At 64.2% G+C, this 14,927-nt stretch carries 14 protein-coding genes; 7 read left to right on the top strand and 7 right to left on the bottom strand.

Annotated elements, in window-relative coordinates; translation table 11 throughout:
- Nucleotides 1–73 precede the first annotated feature (73 nt).
- From EO99_RS0103430 to EO99_RS0103420, 3 genes are all read left to right on the top strand, one after another.
- Nucleotides 74–493, top strand: coding sequence for an MAPEG family protein (locus tag EO99_RS0103430; RefSeq protein WP_029617250.1), 420 nt, complete (start codon nt 74–76; stop codon nt 491–493).
- A 101-nt stretch (nt 494–594) separates the two neighbouring features.
- The gene (gene adhP, locus EO99_RS0103425) at nt 595–1,623 is read left to right on the top strand and encodes an alcohol dehydrogenase AdhP (protein WP_029617249.1); all 1,029 of its coding nucleotides are present in this window, start codon (nt 595–597) and stop codon (nt 1,621–1,623) included.
- Between the two features lie 110 nt (nt 1,624–1,733).
- Nucleotides 1,734–2,609, top strand: coding sequence for a dienelactone hydrolase family protein (locus EO99_RS0103420; protein WP_029617248.1), 876 nt, complete (start codon nt 1,734–1,736; stop codon nt 2,607–2,609).
- 21 nt (nt 2,610–2,630) lie between these two features.
- Here EO99_RS0103420 and EO99_RS0103415 read toward each other — a convergent pair whose 3' ends face one another.
- Nucleotides 2,631–3,530 (bottom strand): hydrogen peroxide-inducible genes activator, encoded by a 900-nt coding sequence (locus tag EO99_RS0103415; RefSeq protein ID WP_029617247.1) that lies wholly within the window; start codon nt 3,528–3,530, stop codon nt 2,631–2,633.
- 113 nt (nt 3,531–3,643) lie between these two features.
- Between EO99_RS0103415 and katA the strand changes: the two genes are divergently transcribed.
- Nucleotides 3,644–5,137 (top strand): catalase KatA, encoded by a 1,494-nt coding sequence (katA, locus tag EO99_RS0103410; protein WP_029617246.1) that lies wholly within the window; start codon nt 3,644–3,646, stop codon nt 5,135–5,137.
- 53 nt (nt 5,138–5,190) lie between these two features.
- Here katA and EO99_RS0103405 read toward each other — a convergent pair whose 3' ends face one another.
- Nucleotides 5,191–6,141 (bottom strand): LysR substrate-binding domain-containing protein, encoded by a 951-nt coding sequence (locus EO99_RS0103405; protein WP_029617245.1) that lies wholly within the window; start codon nt 6,139–6,141, stop codon nt 5,191–5,193.
- A gap of 192 nt (nt 6,142–6,333) precedes the next feature.
- On the opposite strand from EO99_RS0103405, the gene EO99_RS0103400 reads away from it, so the two are divergent.
- Nucleotides 6,334–6,630: a DUF1127 domain-containing protein gene (locus EO99_RS0103400; protein ID WP_029617244.1), complete on the top strand. Its 297-nt coding sequence runs from the start codon at nt 6,334–6,336 to the stop codon at nt 6,628–6,630.
- Between the two features lie 79 nt (nt 6,631–6,709).
- Here EO99_RS0103400 and EO99_RS0103395 read toward each other — a convergent pair whose 3' ends face one another.
- From EO99_RS0103395 to EO99_RS0103375, 5 genes are all read right to left on the bottom strand, one after another.
- Nucleotides 6,710–7,591, bottom strand: coding sequence for a DUF937 domain-containing protein (locus tag EO99_RS0103395; protein WP_029617243.1), 882 nt, complete (start codon nt 7,589–7,591; stop codon nt 6,710–6,712).
- An 82-nt stretch (nt 7,592–7,673) separates the two neighbouring features.
- Complete coding sequence (locus tag EO99_RS0103390) at nt 7,674–9,047, bottom strand: glutamate--cysteine ligase (protein ID WP_029617242.1); 1,374 nt, start codon at nt 9,045–9,047, stop codon at nt 7,674–7,676.
- A 114-nt stretch (nt 9,048–9,161) separates the two neighbouring features.
- A complete protein-coding gene (locus EO99_RS0103385) occupies nt 9,162–9,899 on the bottom strand; it encodes a 16S rRNA (uracil(1498)-N(3))-methyltransferase (protein WP_029617241.1) in 738 nt (245 codons plus the stop codon).
- A 9-nt stretch (nt 9,900–9,908) separates the two neighbouring features.
- Complete coding sequence (locus EO99_RS0103380) at nt 9,909–11,411, bottom strand: inorganic phosphate transporter (protein WP_029617240.1); 1,503 nt, start codon at nt 11,409–11,411, stop codon at nt 9,909–9,911.
- A gap of 102 nt (nt 11,412–11,513) precedes the next feature.
- Nucleotides 11,514–11,978, bottom strand: coding sequence for an NUDIX hydrolase (locus EO99_RS0103375; protein ID WP_051679691.1), 465 nt, complete (start codon nt 11,976–11,978; stop codon nt 11,514–11,516).
- 310 nt (nt 11,979–12,288) lie between these two features.
- Here EO99_RS0103375 and EO99_RS0103370 point away from each other — a divergent pair, with 310 nt between their 5' ends.
- Both EO99_RS0103370 and glcE read left to right on the top strand, forming a co-directional pair.
- Nucleotides 12,289–13,728: an FAD-linked oxidase C-terminal domain-containing protein gene (locus EO99_RS0103370; protein ID WP_029617238.1), complete on the top strand. Its 1,440-nt coding sequence runs from the start codon at nt 12,289–12,291 to the stop codon at nt 13,726–13,728.
- Nucleotides 13,725–14,927 carry a glycolate oxidase subunit GlcE gene (gene glcE / locus EO99_RS0103365; RefSeq protein WP_029617237.1) on the top strand — a complete coding sequence of 401 codons (1,203 nt, stop codon included), beginning with the start codon at nt 13,725–13,727 and terminating at the stop codon, nt 14,925–14,927. The genes EO99_RS0103370 and glcE overlap by 4 nt, the downstream gene beginning before the upstream one ends.

Raw genomic sequence — 14,927 nt, 5'->3', positions numbered from 1 at the left:
GGCGGCCAGCCGTTTTGCCGGCTGCCTGAGGCGGGACGTTGAGTTGCAGGACTGAGTTTATGCGGGAAAACACATGACCTTCAGCAATATCATGATCTGGCCGATGATCGCCCACGCCTTCCTGGTATTCGGCCTCTACTACCTTCTCTCCAGCCGACGCATCGGTGCTGTTCGCGCCGGAACCGCCAAGGCGGAGCAGTTCAAGGAGAACCGGGACGAGCCGCTCGAAAGCCTCCTCATCCACAACAACCTCAAGAACCAGTTCGAGCTCCCGCTGCTCTTCCATGTGGTCTGCCTGGCGCTCTATCTGACGACGGCGGACAATGTGGTGACGGCATTCCTCGCTTGGGCCTTCGTGCTGTCACGCTACGTCCACTCCTACGTGCACATCACCAGCAACCGCCTCCGCCATCGGCGCCCCATCTGGATCACCGGCTTCTTCCTGCTGATTGCGCTCTGGATCTGGCTCGGCGTCTGGCTGGCATTGGGCTGACATCCTTTGCGGTGGATCAACGTCGCGCCTGCCGCTCCATAGTAGGACCCTTCGAGCCACACGACCGCAACGACGCGGTCACCGTTCGAAAGGGTCCAGCGATGTCAGCAATGATGAAAGCCGCCGTGGTGCGGGAATTCGGCAAGCCTCTGGTGATCGAGGAGAGGCCAATCCCCGAGCCTGGTCCGGGGCAGATCCTCGTCAAGTATGAAGCAACAGGCGTCTGCCACACGGATCTCCATGCCGCCAATGGCGACTGGCCCGTAAAGCCCAGCCCGCCCTTCATTCCGGGCCACGAAGGCGTCGGCTACGTCGCCAAGCTCGGCGCCGGCGTCTCCCGCATCAAGGAAGGCGACCGCGTCGGGGTTGCCTGGCTGCACACCGCCTGCGGCTGCTGCACGCCATGCCGCACCGGCTGGGAAACGCTCTGCGGCAGCCAGCAGAATACCGGCTATTCCGTCAACGGTACCTTCGCCCAGTATGGGCTCGCCGATCCGGACTTCGTCGGGCGCCTGCCGGACAATCTGGAATTCGGCCCCGCAGCGCCCATCCTCTGCGCCGGCGTCACCGTCTACAAGGGCCTCAAGGAAACCGAGGTGAAGCCCGGCGAATGGGTGGTCATCTCCGGCATCGGCGGTCTCGGCCACATGGCGGTGCAATATGCCAAGGCCATGGGCATGCATGTCGTGGCTGCCGATATCTTCGACGACAAGCTCCAGCTGGCCAAGACGCTCGGTGCCGACGTCATCGTCAACGGCAAGGCCGCCGATGCCGTAGAGCAGGTGCAGAAGGCGACCGGCGGCGTGCATGGCGCGCTGGTCACGGCGGTCTCGCCCCAGGCGATGGAACAGGCTTATGGCTTCCTCCGGTCCAAGGGCACCATGGCGCTTGTCGGCCTGCCGCCGGGCTTCATCTCGCTGCCGGTCTTCGAGACGGTCCTGAAGCGCATCACCGTGCGCGGCTCGATCGTCGGCACGCGCCAGGACCTGGAGGAGTCGCTGCAGTTTGCCGGCGAGGGCAAGGTTGCCTCGCATTTCTCCTGGGACAAGCTCGAGAACATCAACGCCATCTTCGACCGCATGAAGGAAGGCAAGATCGATGGCCGCGTGGTGCTCGATCTGGCGGCCTGATCGTCTCACGCAGAAGTGTCACCCCACCGACGGCCGGATGATCTAGCGTTGCTCATCCGGCCGTCGGCGCTTGCCCGGACGTGCCGTTCAATCCGCCAGAGGAGCACGTCATGGAAAAGCCGAAGATCACCCAGGCAATGATCAATGCCTATGATGAATATACCCATCTGACCCTCGACCGCCGCGCCTTCATGGAACGGCTGACGATGCTGGCCGGATCGGGAGCCGCCGCAGCCGCAATCGCGCCCATGCTGGCGGCAAGCGGCGCCCAGGCGCAGACGGTCGCGGAGAGTGACGACCGCCTGATGGCCGAGGAGGTGACCTATCCCGGATCGACGGGCGAGATGAAGGGATATCTGGTGCGTCCGAGCAATGCGGCCGCTGACCTGCCTGCCGTCATCGTCATCCACGAGAACCGCGGTCTCAACGCCCATATCCGCGATGTCGCCCGCCGCATGGCGCTCGAAGGCTTCGTCGCGCTGGCGCCCGACTTCCTGTCGCCCGCGGGCGGAACACCCGCTGACGAGGACCAGGCGCGGCAGATGTTCAGTTCGCTGGACGCCGAGGCGACGGCGGCCGATGCTGAGGCAACCCGCGTCTATCTCGCCGGCCTCGACGGCACGAACGGCGAAGTGGGTGCCGTCGGCTTCTGCTGGGGCGGCGGCCTCGTCAACCGCATGGCGACGAAGTCCCCTGAGCTTGGTGCCGGTGTGGCCTACTACGGTTCGCAGGCGGCGGCAGAAGACGTCCCTGCCATCCAGGCGCCGCTGATGCTTCATTATGCGGGCCTCGACGATCGCATCAATGCCGGCATCGACGCCTACCGGGCGGCACTGGAAGCGAATGGCAAGACCTTCGAGATCCATGTCTACGAGGGCGTCAACCACGCCTTCAACAACGACACCTCGGCGGCCCGCTACGACAAGGTGGCGGCCGATCTCGCCTGGGCGCGGACGGTGGAATTTTTCAAGACACACCTGGCCTGATTTCGGTCAGCGCCCCGGCCTCTATCGTGGGGTCGGGGCGCAGCTCGCGACGGCTTCCGCCAGAGCCTTCATCTCGTCCCTCCGCCCGCTCGACTTGCGCCAGATCAGCCCGATCTCCCGCGATGGCGCGGGCTCCGCGAAGGGCACGATGCGGATGTCGTTGCGTGCCGTTTCCGTCGGGATCGCCATCTCCGGGATCAGCGTCATCCCCATGTCGTGGGAAACCATCTGCAGGAGCGTCGTCATCGAGGTCGCACCGAAGGTGACGAGGCTGCGTTTGCCGACCGTGCCGCAGACGGACAGCGCCTGGTCGCGCAGGCAGTGCCCTTCCTCCAGAAGCAGCAGCCGGTCGACATCGACCTGCGTCTCGCTGAGCGGCGACATCAAAATGGCCTCGGCATTGTTGGCCATCGCCATGAAGAACCGATCGACGAACAGTGGGAAGGCCTCGGTGCCGTCTCCCTCGATCGGCAGCGCGGCGATCACGGCATCGAGCGTCCCGTCCTGCAGGTCGAGAATCAGCCGGTCGGTGACGGCCTCCTTCAGCTCGATCTCGATCGAGGCATAGCGCTCGCGCAGACAGGGAACGAGTTTCGGCACGAGGTAGGGCGCGACCGTCGGGATGATGCCGATCCGCACCGGACCGTCGAGCATCCGGCCGTTGCTGCGCACCCCGCTTTCCAGCCGCTCGACCTGCTCCAGAACCGATCGGACCTGTGCCAGCACCTCCTCGCCCTGGCGCGTCAGGAGGATGCCGCCGCGGTTGCGTTCCACCAGCCGAACCCCCAGACCTTGCTCCATGTCGAGGATCTGGGCTGAGAGTGCCGGCTGGCTGATGTGCACGGTTTCCGCCGCCCGTCCGAAGTGTTTCTCCCGGGCCAGCGCCTCGAAATACCGCATCTGCCGCAGCGTCAGTGTCATCAGTTTTTCCGATCGTCGATCGCAGTAAATAATATTGGAAACTATGGAACTATGGTGCCAAGGTCAAACCGAAAGCCTAGAACGGTTCCAGATTTTCAACAGGGGAGACAGCCATGTCCGATCGTCCCACGATGACGACGACTGCCGGCGCGCCAGTGCCGGACAACCAGAACACGATGACCGCCGGCCCGCGCGGCGGCGTCATGCTGCAGGACTACCAGCTCATCGAGAAGCTGGCGCATCAGAACCGCGAGCGTATTCCGGAACGCGTCGTTCACGCCAAGGGTTGGGGCGCATTCGGCACCCTGAAGATCACCGGCGACATCTCGAAGTTCACGAAGGCCAAGTGTCTGCAGCCGGGCGCCGAGACGCCGATGCTCGCCCGCTTTTCCACCGTTGCCGGCGAAATGGGTGCCGCCGACCACGAGCGCGACGTGCGCGGTTTCGCGCTGAAGTTCTACACGCAGGAAGGCAATTGGGATCTCGTCGGCAACAACACGCCGGTCTTCTTCGTCCGTGATCCCTACAAGTTCCCCGATTTCATCCACACGCAGAAGCGTCACCCGAAGACCAACCTGCGCTCGGCAACTGCCATGTGGGACTTCTGGTCGCTCTCGCCGGAAAGCCTCCACCAGGTGACGATCCTGATGTCGGACCGCGGCCTGCCGGTCGACCCGATGCACATGAACGGCTACGGCTCGCACACCTACTCGTTCTGGAACGATGCCGGCGAGCGCTACTGGGTGAAGTTCCACTTCAAGACGGAGCAGGGCCACAAGCACTTCACCAACGAAGAAGGCGAAGCGCTGATCGGCAAGACCCGCGAAGGCTACCAGGAAGCCCTGTTTGGCGGCATCGAGCGTGGCGAGTTCCCGCGCTGGAAGGTGCAGGTCCAGATCATGAACGAAGCCGAGGCCGAGACGACCTCCTACAACCCGTTCGACCTGACCAAGGTCTGGCCGCACTCCGAGTTCCCGCCGATCGACATCGGCACCATGGAGCTCAACCGCAACGCCGAGAACTATTTCGCCGAAATCGAACAGGCGGCCTTCTCGCCCTCCAACATCGTGCCCGGCATCAGCTACTCCCCGGACAAGATGCTGCAGGCCCGCGTGTTCTCCTACGCCGACGCGCACCGCTATCGCCTTGGCACGCATTACGAGAACATCCCGGTCAACCAGCCGAAGTGCCCGGTTCACCACTACCATCGTGATGGCCAGATGAACACATACGGCGGTATCCGCACCGGCAACCCGGACGCCTACTACGAGCCGAACTCGGTCAATGGTCCGTTCGAGGACGCCTCCGCCAAGGAGCCGCCACTCGCCATCGAAGGCGACATGGGCCGCTTCAACCATCGCGACGGCAATGATGACTACGGGCAGCCACGGGCGCTCTTCAACCTCTTCGATGCGGGACAGAGGGCACGCCTCTTCTCCAACATCGCGGCAGCCATGGGCGGCGTCCCCGGAGAGATCGTCGAGCGGCAGCTGGCGCACTTCAAGCTGGTGCATCCGGATTACGAGGCAGGCGTTCGCGCGGCTCTCGAGCACATGCACGGCTACAAGGCCGACACCATCTCGGCCCAGCCGACCGCGGCCGAATAAGTCTCAGGTCTGCAGAAACGAAAACCGGGGCCTCGGCCCCGGTTTTTTCATGTCTACCAGCTGGTGGCCATCTGTCCGGCCCGCACCTTCGGCGTCCGGCCGATGCCCTTCGGCTCGGCGTCCAGATCGTCCGGAACGACCGCCGGCGAAATGTTGTCGAGGCAGGCGGCGATGTGATCGGTGATGGCGTTCATCAGCGATGGCGAGAGGCCCGGGCGTTTCATCAGGCCGATCTGCACCGGCGGCAGCGGCGGAAAGCCGTCCGCCGACGTCAGCACCTTCATGCCGGGCCGCAGGGCCGATTCCGGCAGCACCGACACGGCCATGCCGGCAAGCACCGCGGCGGCAACCACGGTCGACGACCAGCTCGTGAACAGCACCTGGTACTCGCGACCATCCGCATCGAGCGCCGAGCAGGCAAGCTGCCGCCACAGGCAGTCGCGACGGCCGACCGCCAGCGGAACCGGCGCATCTTCCCGCAGCGGATGATTGGCCGATGCGACCCAGCAGAGCGGCTCGGTCCGCACGACGTCCGACATCCGGGCGCGGGGGTTATGGGTCACGAGCGCGATGTCGAGTTCGCCCCTGGCCATGCGTTCCGCCAGGCTCGATGAGTTCTCGCAGACGATATAGAGCTCGACGTTCGGATGCGTCTTGGCAAACCGCCCGATGATCTCCGGCATGTAGCGGTCGGCATAATCGTCCGGCGTGCCGATCCGCAGCGTCCCCTCCAGGCGGTTGTCGTCGAAGGCGGCTATCGCCTCGTTGTTCAGGCGGATGATGCGCCGCGCGTAGTTGAGAAGCTTCTCGCCCTCCGTCGTCAGGCGGTTGCCGCGACCGTCCTTGGCAAACAGCTGCTTGCCGATCCGCTCCTCCAGCCTTCGCATCTGCATGGACACGGCGGACTGCGTCTTGAAGACACGATCGGCGGCCTTCGTGAAGCTGCCGGTGTCGACGATGGCGAGGAAGGTATGAAGCTGGTCGATATCGAGAGGAGCGGACATGGCGATCACCCATCAGTTTGTCTGATGTCAATCATTAGAAACATTCGTTGGACTGATCAATACGGTTTCCGGCATAACGTGAGTGCAATCAGAACAACGGGCACTCCCTGCGCCCGAAGAGCCTTCGCCACCCTTCCGTGAGACCTCCACGGAGGGGACGGCCTTCTCGTGCCTACCGGAAAGGACCAGACCATGCGCACGATCCAGACAGTTGAACTCGACCTCGTTCAGGAGCAGACGGGCATTCGCCGACCGATCGGTGTAATGGCGGGCGTCGCGAATTCCGTCTGGCGTGTGCTGCGCAACCGATGGGCTGCCAATCGGCTGCACGAACTGGATGACTACCAGCTCGACGACATCGGCCTCACCCGGCATGACGTGATGCAGGCGACCCACCGCTCCGGCGTCTTCGACGACCCGGCGGCCTTGCTGGCAGAAACGGTGCGCCGCCGCGGCAAGGACAGGTTCGAGCGCCTCCGGCGCAGCTGATACGACTTTTTCCCCGCAGGGTGATAGCCAATAGCCCTGCTGCTTGCCCGGTCCGGATCTTCCGGCCGGGCTTTTTTTATCAGGCCTTCGACGGCTCCGAAGCTGCCGGGCTCGTCGTCGTGCCCTTGAAGTAGGTGTCGAAGATCGCTTCCATGTTCTTCTGGTAGGTCTTTTGCACCTCCAGCCCGCTGTCGAACATGCTGTTCAGCGTCTCGGCATAGGGATTTGCGGCGGCACTGGCCTCGCCCTGCGAGGGTGACTTGGCCGAAGCGGCGTGGCCGAAGCTGCCGGACATCATCTCCTGGAATGCCTGCATGAACGGGTTGTCGGCGAACATGGCGGCAGGCGATGGCTGCTGCGGCGAAGCGGCCTTGTCCATCCCCCAGGCCGATCGCATGCTCTGCATGAAGGGGTTGTCGAAGACATCCATCGGGTTCTGGCTCGCGGCCTGCTTCGGCTGCAGCCCGAGGCTGTCCAGCCACTGCTTCGTCATCTGGCCCATCGGCGTCGAGGCAAAGAGGTCGCCGCCCTGCTGCATCTGGCCGGTGGCCTGCTTGAACATGCCGCCCATCAGCGTGTCGGCCATTGCCGGCATCATCTTCTTGAGGATGTCTTGGCCGACGCCGGTTAACTGCTCCGCCTGCGCGGCAATCGCACGCGACACCTCCGGCGAGCCGAACAGCTTCTCCAGCACCGCGTTGCCGTCCGCCACCCCCTGCGGCGTGAAGGTCTTGCCGAGATCCTCGAAATACTTGGCATAGCTGCCGGACATCATCGTGTTCATCAACGCCCCGAAGTCATAAGGGTTGGTCGCCGTCCGTTTCAAACCGGAGGAAAAGGCGGGCGTCAGGGCGGCCATGGCCTGGGCGGCCTGCTCCTGCGCGAGATTGAACTGCCTGGCCATCGCATCCATGGCGGCACCGTTCTGTGCCTTCAGCATCATGTCGAACAGTGGCAGCATGGAGCATCCTTCCGATTGGCGTGATAGGCCAATATATCCGGAAAGCTCGCAACGGGAACAGTTTTTCGAAAGCGTGAAAGGATCAGTACTTATACTGATCGAAGATCGGCTCGACCGATCCCTGCCAGCGTCCGTGGTAGAGCATCAGCAAATCGTCGGCCATGGTCGCCTTCTTGGCCAGCACCTCGTCAAGCGTCGCCAGGAAGACCGTCTCGTCCTGGCCTTCGCCATTGAGACGATTGCGGGCGGCGAGACCGGCGCGCGAGATGTTGACCACCTCCCGCGCGACATCGATGAGAGGCCGGCCGGCGATTTCTGCCTTGAGCGCCTTCGCGGGAACCGCGTTGCGCAAGGCAAGAACGTCCTCGTAGCTCCAGCCTGCCGTCAGCTCTTCGGCTGCGGCAAGGGCGCCCTCGTCGTAAAGCAGCCCGACCCAAAAGGCGGGCAGGGCGCAGATGCGCCGCCAGGGGCCGCCGTCGGCGCCGCGCATCTCGAGGAACTTCTTCAGCCGGACGTCCGGGAAGAGCGTCGAAAGGTGATTGGTCCAGTCCCCGAGCGTCGGCTCCCAGTCGGCGATCTCACCCTTCAACGCGCCGTTCATGAACTGGCGGAAGGTGACGTGGGTACAGTCGTGATAGCGTCCGTCGCGCACCACGAAATACATCGGCACGTCGAGCGCCCACTCTACGTAGTCTTTGAAGCCGAAGTCGGCATCGAAGACGAAGGGCAGCAGCCCGGACCGATTGTTGTCGGTGTCGCGCCAGATGTCGCCGCGCCAGGAGAGGAGGCCGTTGGGCTTGCCTTCGGTAAACGGCGAGGAGGAAAACAGCGCAGTCGCCAGCGGCTGCAGCTTCATGGAGACACGCATCTTGCGCGCCATGTCCATCTCGGAGGAGAAGTCGAGGTTCACCTGGATCGTGCAGGTGCGATACATCATGTCGAGACCCTGCGTGCCGACCTTCGGCATGTAGCGGCTCATGATCTCGTAGCGCGATTTCGGCATGCGCGGCGTCTCGGCGAGCGTCCACTTGGGGCTGCCGCCGATGCCGAGGAAGCGGATGCCCATCGGCTCGGCAACCTCGCGCAAGACGTCCAGATGCCGGTTCGATTCCGCACAGGTCTGGTGGATCGTCTCGAGCGGCGCGCCAGAGAGCTCGAACTGGCCGCCGGGCTCGATCGAGATCGCGCCCATGCCGGAGCGCTCGCCAAGCCCGATGATGTTGTCGCGATCCATGATCGGATCCCAGCCGAGCTTCTGCTGCATGCCGGTCAGGAGGGCCGAGATGCTGGCCTCGCCGGCATAGGGAACAGGGCTGTTGTCGGCAAAGAAGAAGGCGAACTTCTCGTGCTCGGTTCCAAGCCGGAATTGGTCTTCGGGGCGGGCGCCGCTGGCAAGGTAGTCGGAGAGCTCGGACACCGAATTCAGGGGTGTCTCGTCGGTGGTGTCACGGGCCATGGGAACTACCTTGTAGGACCGACAGATCTGTCGCGTCCGGCTGCTTTAACCGGATTGAAGTGCGGTGCAAGTGAATTTCTTTCAAGATGCTTTCAGAAAAAGAACGGGCTCCGTTCAGCGCCAGTCGCCAATCGTTGCCTGGATCACTGCCAGCGCCGCAACCGCTGCCGTGTCTGCGCGCAGGATGCGCGGCCCGAGCGGGATCGGCGTGACGAAATCGAGGCCGCGCAGCAGCTCGCGTTCCTCTTCGGAGAAGCCGCCCTCCGGGCCGATCAGCAGCGCCAGCCGCTTCTCCTGGATGGCGGCTAGCGCAGCAAGCGGGTTCTGGCTCTCTTCGCCCTCGTCGCAGAAGAGGATGCGCCGGTCCGCCGGCCAGTTGTCCAGGATGTCGCGCAGCTTCTTCGGCGGGGCAACCTGCGGGATCGACAGGATGCCGCATTGCTCCGCAGCCTCCACCGCGTTGGCCTGCAGCCGGTCGAGGTTGGTGATCTTGCCCTGGACGTGCTGGGTCATCACCGGTTGCAGCAGGCCTGCCCCCATCTCCACCGCCTTCTGGACGATGTAGTCGAGCCGGCCAACCTTCAGGGGAGCAAACAGGTACTGCAGGTCCGGCGCCTGTGGCTGCGGCCGCGTCTGCTCCACGGCTTCGATCACCAGCTTCTTGCGTGACGGGAAGATCAGCCTTGCACTCCACTCGCCGTCCTGCCCGTTGAAGACAAGGATCTGCGATCCCTCCGTCAGCCGCAGCACGTTGACGAGATAGTTGAACTGATCGGCCGCTGCCTCGACGAACGCGCCTGCCGCAAGGGGGGCGTCCACGAAAAGGCGCTGCATCCGGAAGTTGGCACGCATCTCAAAGCCTCACAGGAAGATGGCAAACATGATGGTGGCGAAGATGGCGGAGAGCCCCGCCGCCAGCGGAAGCGTGATCGTCCAGGCAGCCAGGATGCTCATGAAGTGCGACCGGCGCACGAGCAGGCGCCGCCGCACTTCATTGTCATTGCGCTCGACGGGTTCCCCCACCGCGAACTTCGCCGATTTTGCCCGGATATAGGCCAGCCGGCGGTGCGAGTGGCGCGTGTACCATTCCCGGAAAAAGCCGACCCCGAAGACGGCGCCGACGGCGACATGGGTGGTCGATACCGGCATGCCAAGCCAGGCTGCCACAATCACCGTCAATGCGGTGGAGAGCGATACGCAATAGGCCCGCATGGGGTTGAGCTTGGTGATCTCCAGGCCGATCAGCCGCACGAGCTTTGGCCCGAACAGCAGGACGCCGAGCGAGATGCCGAAGCCGCCGATCAACAGGCTCCAGAGCGGAATATCGGCAGTTCCCGCTGCTTCGCTGTGGACGCTGGCAACGATGGCCGCCAGCGGACCAATGGCGTTCGAGACGTCATTGGCGCCGTGAGCGAAGGAAAGAAGTGCTGCGGCACAGACCAGCGGGATGCGGAACAGCTTTCGCAGCGATTGATTGCGGTTCTCCAGGCCTTCGGCCTGTCGCCGGACGACCGGAATGAGGAGCCTCCAGACCAGGATGCCGCACAGCAGTCCAAGCCCTGTCGCGGACAGCACGGACACCTCGACCAGAAACCCGAATCCCACGAGCGCAAGATAGGCGGAGAAGGCACCCGCCATCACCCCGATCAGGGGGGGCACCCATTGGCGAGCCGCCGCGATCTTGTCATCCCTGTAGATGATCAGTTCCTTCAGGAGGAACAGGAACGCCGCAGCGATCACCGCACTGAGAAGCGGCGAGAGGATCCAGCTTGCCGTGATGCTGCCGATTGTGGTCCAGTTGACGGCGCTGAAGCCCGCGGCAGCAATGCTGGCCCCCATGACCCCGCCAACCATCGAGTGGGTTGTCGAGATCGGCGCGCCGAACCACGTGGCCAGATTGATCAGCACCGCCGCCGAAAGCAGGGCCGCCATCATCGACCAGACCAGCACCGAGGGCTCGCCGATGAAGCCGCTGTGCATGATGCCGTTGGCGATGGTGTCCGAGACGCTCCGGCCGCCAATGACGGCGCCGGCAATCTCGCAGACCGCAGCCAGGGCAAGCCCGAACCCCATGGTCATCGCCCGCGCGCCGACGGCGGCCCCGATATTGTTCGTCACATCGTTCGCGCCGATGTTGATCGCCATATAGGCAGCCAGCGCAGCTGCGCCGATGATGACGAGCGTACCCGGTTGCCCCAGCGCAAACGCGCCGGCAAGAACCCCCGCCACGATCAGGAAGAGCAGGACCGTCCAGAACGCCGCCATGCTCCGCGACACCTGCCGGGCAGCGCCCTCGGCCAGGTTGAATTTCTCGAGATCCTTGTCGAGCGTGGGCTTGATGAGACGCGGCTTGCGTGTCCCCATGATGCGTATCCTGGAGGGGTGACCAGTCACTGGCCGATGATGCGAATGATTTGACGTAGCGTCAGTGCGTTCCGATGACAACCATCCGGCGCGTCGGAAGTTTCAGGCAGCCGCGGTCGATGCCGCTTCGGCCCTCGAACCGGGGTCATGGGCCATCTGAAGGAACAGTGCCTTGAGTTCCGGCTCCTTGACGCGCATGGCGGCTTCCTCGGGAGAAACCCATTCCAGGCGCCGGCTGCCTTTCTCGGGAAAATCCTTCAGCATCTCCTGGACTTCCAGCGCATGCACCTGCACGCGGACCGGAACCTTCAGCCCGCTGCGAAGCGCCTTGTCGTAGTGGTAGTAGCCGAGGGGTTCCTTGTCGACCTTGCCTTTGGCGCCTGCCTCCTCGTAGGCTTCGCGCTCCGCAACGGCATGCGCCTTCTTTGCCGCCATGGGCCAACCCTTGGCGATCACCCACCGTCCGCTGTCGCGGCTGGTCAGCAGCAGAACCTCGATTTCGCTGCGCTTCTTCTTCATCCGATAGCAGAGCGCAGCATATTGCTGCTTTGGCGGCCGCCGAAGCATGAGTGCAATATCTGACGTGATGCGGTTGAGAAGATGCAAAGTGATGGGATCTCCAAAGCTGAGTTTCAGGTGAACACGCGTACAATGCGGTGATTCTGCCGCAGCACGCAATTTTATTCGCAGATTAGAATATGGTGCGAAGACTAAAGTTTTTGAGACCAAAAGCGACGCAGGACACGGAAATCTGACCTGAATCACCATTTTTTGGCGCATCTCTCGTCAGTCAACGCATGGCGTCGCTCGCGGTGCCGTGATATTCGCAATTGACGCCGCAGATTGACGGTCGGTCGGCGGCTTCGGGAGGAAGTCCGTGATGGAAGCAATCAAGTTCCTGGAACCTCGTGCCAGTGTCGTCGCGCGCCGATCCGCCATCATTGCGGATCTGGTGGACCTGCTGCCGCGCGAATGCGTGGTGCATGAAGCGCGCGAACTGGTGCCCTTCGAGACGGATGCCTTCGTGTCCTACCGTCGCTTGCCGCTTGCCGTCGTCCTGCCGACGACGACGGAGCAGGTCGCGGCCGTGATGAAGTACTGCAACCGTTACGGAATCCCGGTGGTGGCGCGCGGGGCGGGGACATCACTCTCGGGCGGCGCGATCCCGCAGGAGGACGCGGTGGTGGTCGGCCTGTCGAAGATGACCCGCATCCTCGAGGTGGACCCGGCCAACCGCACCGCCACCGTCCAGGCGGGCGTCACCAATCTCAGCATATCCGATGCCGTCAGTCCCGAAGGTTTCTTCTACGCGCCCGACCCGAGCTCGCAGCTTGCCTGCACCATCGGCGGCAATATCGGCATGAACTCCGGCGGCGCCCACTGCCTGAAGTACGGCGTCACCACCAACAACCTGCTCGGGGTCAGGATGGTGCTGGTCGACGGCACCGTCATCGATCTCGGTGGCAAGCATCTGGATGCGGCCGGCTATGATCTGCTCGGCCTCGTCTGTGGCTCGGAAGGCCAGCTCGGTCTGGTCACGGAGGCAACCGTCCGGCTGATCGCCAAGCCGGAAGGTGCGCGTCCCGTACTCTTCGGCTTCGACAGCTCGGATGCCGCCGGCGCCTGCGTCGCCGACATCATCGGCTCTGGCATCATCCCGGTCGCCATCGAGTTCATGGACAAGCCGGCCATCGAGATCTGCGAGGCCTTCGCCCATGCCGGCTATCCGCTCGATGTGGCAGCCCTGCTGATTGTCGAGGTCGAGGGCTCCGAGGCGGAGATGGAGGCGATGTTGAAGGAGATCGTCGCGATCGCCGGCCGCCACGGCGTCAGGACCGTGCGCGAGAGCCAGAGCGCCACGGAAGCGGCATTGATCTGGAAGGGTCGCAAGTCCGCCTTCGGGGCCACGGGGCGCATCGCCGACTACATCTGCATGGACGGCACGGTGCCGCTCGGCAAGCTCTCCTATGTGCTGGAAAAGACCTCCGAGATCGTCGCGCGCTACGGGCTGCGGGTGGCCAATGTCTTCCATGCGGGCGATGGCAACATGCACCCGCTGATCCTCTTCAATGCCAACGACCCGGAGGATGCCGCCCGGGCCGAAGAGGCCGGCAACGAGATCCTCAAGCTCTGCGTCGAAGCCGGTGGCTGTCTGACCGGAGAACACGGGGTTGGCATCGAAAAGCGCGATCTGATGCGCCACCAGTATTCCGACGTGGACCTCAACCAGCAGATGGCGGTGCGGGCGGCCTTCGATTCCGACTGGCTCCTCAACCCGTCCAAGGTCTTTCCGCTCGAGGGACGCCCTGCCGCATGACACTGACACCCCACAATGAGGCGGATGCGGCCTATGTCATCCGCAACGCGGCAGCAGGGGGCACGACCCTGGCGATCGTCGGCGGCAATACCCGCAGCGGTTTCGGCAATGCCGTCGCCTGCCACGACACGCTGAGCTCTTCCGGATTGACCGGCATCGTCGACTACGAGCCGGCGGAAATGGTGATGACGGCGAAGGCGGGAACACCGGTCGCCGAGATCGAGGCGGCACTGTCCGCCAACCGTCAGATGATGGCCTTCGAACCGATGGACCATCGCGGCATCATGGGCACCACCGGCGAGCCGACGATCGGCGGCGTCTTCGCCGCCAATGCCTCTGGACCGCGTCGCTTTGTGGCCGGTGCTGCCCGCGACAGCCTGCTCGGCATCCGCTTCGTCAATGGCAAAGGAGAGATCGTCCGCGCCGGCGGCCGCGTCATGAAGAACGTCACCGGCCTCGACCTCGTCAAGCTGCTGGCCGGATCGCAGGGGACGCTGGGCTTCCTGACGGAGGTCACCTTCCGGGTCCTGCCGGTGCCGCAGACGTTGGAAACCATCGTCATTTCCGGTCTCGACGATGCGGTCGCCACGCAGGCCATGGCCGTCGCCATGGCGATGCCGGTGGAGGTCTCCGGCGCCGCGCATCTGCCGCAGACCGTCCGCAGCCGCTTCCTAAGCGGCCGGTTGCCGGACGGCGAGGCGACGGTGCTGCGCCTGGAAGGGCTGGAGGCGTCGGTCTCGGTGCGCGCCGAAAAGCTGACCGCGGCCATGGCAGTGTTCGGAGAGGTCAGCCGGCTTTGCGCCGAAGACAGCAGGCATCTCTGGCAGGAGGTCCGCGACGTCGCTCCCTATGCCGGCACGCCGCAGAAGCCGCTCTGGCGCGTCTCGGTCGCACCGTCCGCCGGGCACCAGCTGGTGGCGGCCCTGCGGCTGGAAGCGGGCATCGACGCCTTCTTCGACTGGCAGGGCGGGCTCGTCTGGATGCGCATGGAGGCGGATCCGGAGGCAGAGCTGCTGCGCCGCTACATCAAGGCGCTCGGCGGCGGTCACGCCACCCTGCTGCGGGCGCCCGAACAGGCAAGGGCAGTGACGCCGGCTTTCCAGCCGCAAGCCGATGCCCTCGCCGCGCTCTCGGCCCGCGTCAAGCAGAAGCTCGACCCGGCCGGCATCTTCAACCCCGGCAAGATGGCGGGAGCATAA

The sequence above is a fragment of the Pseudorhizobium marinum genome (genome assembly GCF_000705355.1).
Taxonomy (GTDB): domain Bacteria; phylum Pseudomonadota; class Alphaproteobacteria; order Rhizobiales; family Rhizobiaceae; genus Neorhizobium; species Neorhizobium pelagicum.
The sequence above is the reverse complement of the archived record's forward strand: the minus strand, read 5'-3'. Positions and strand labels throughout refer to the sequence as shown.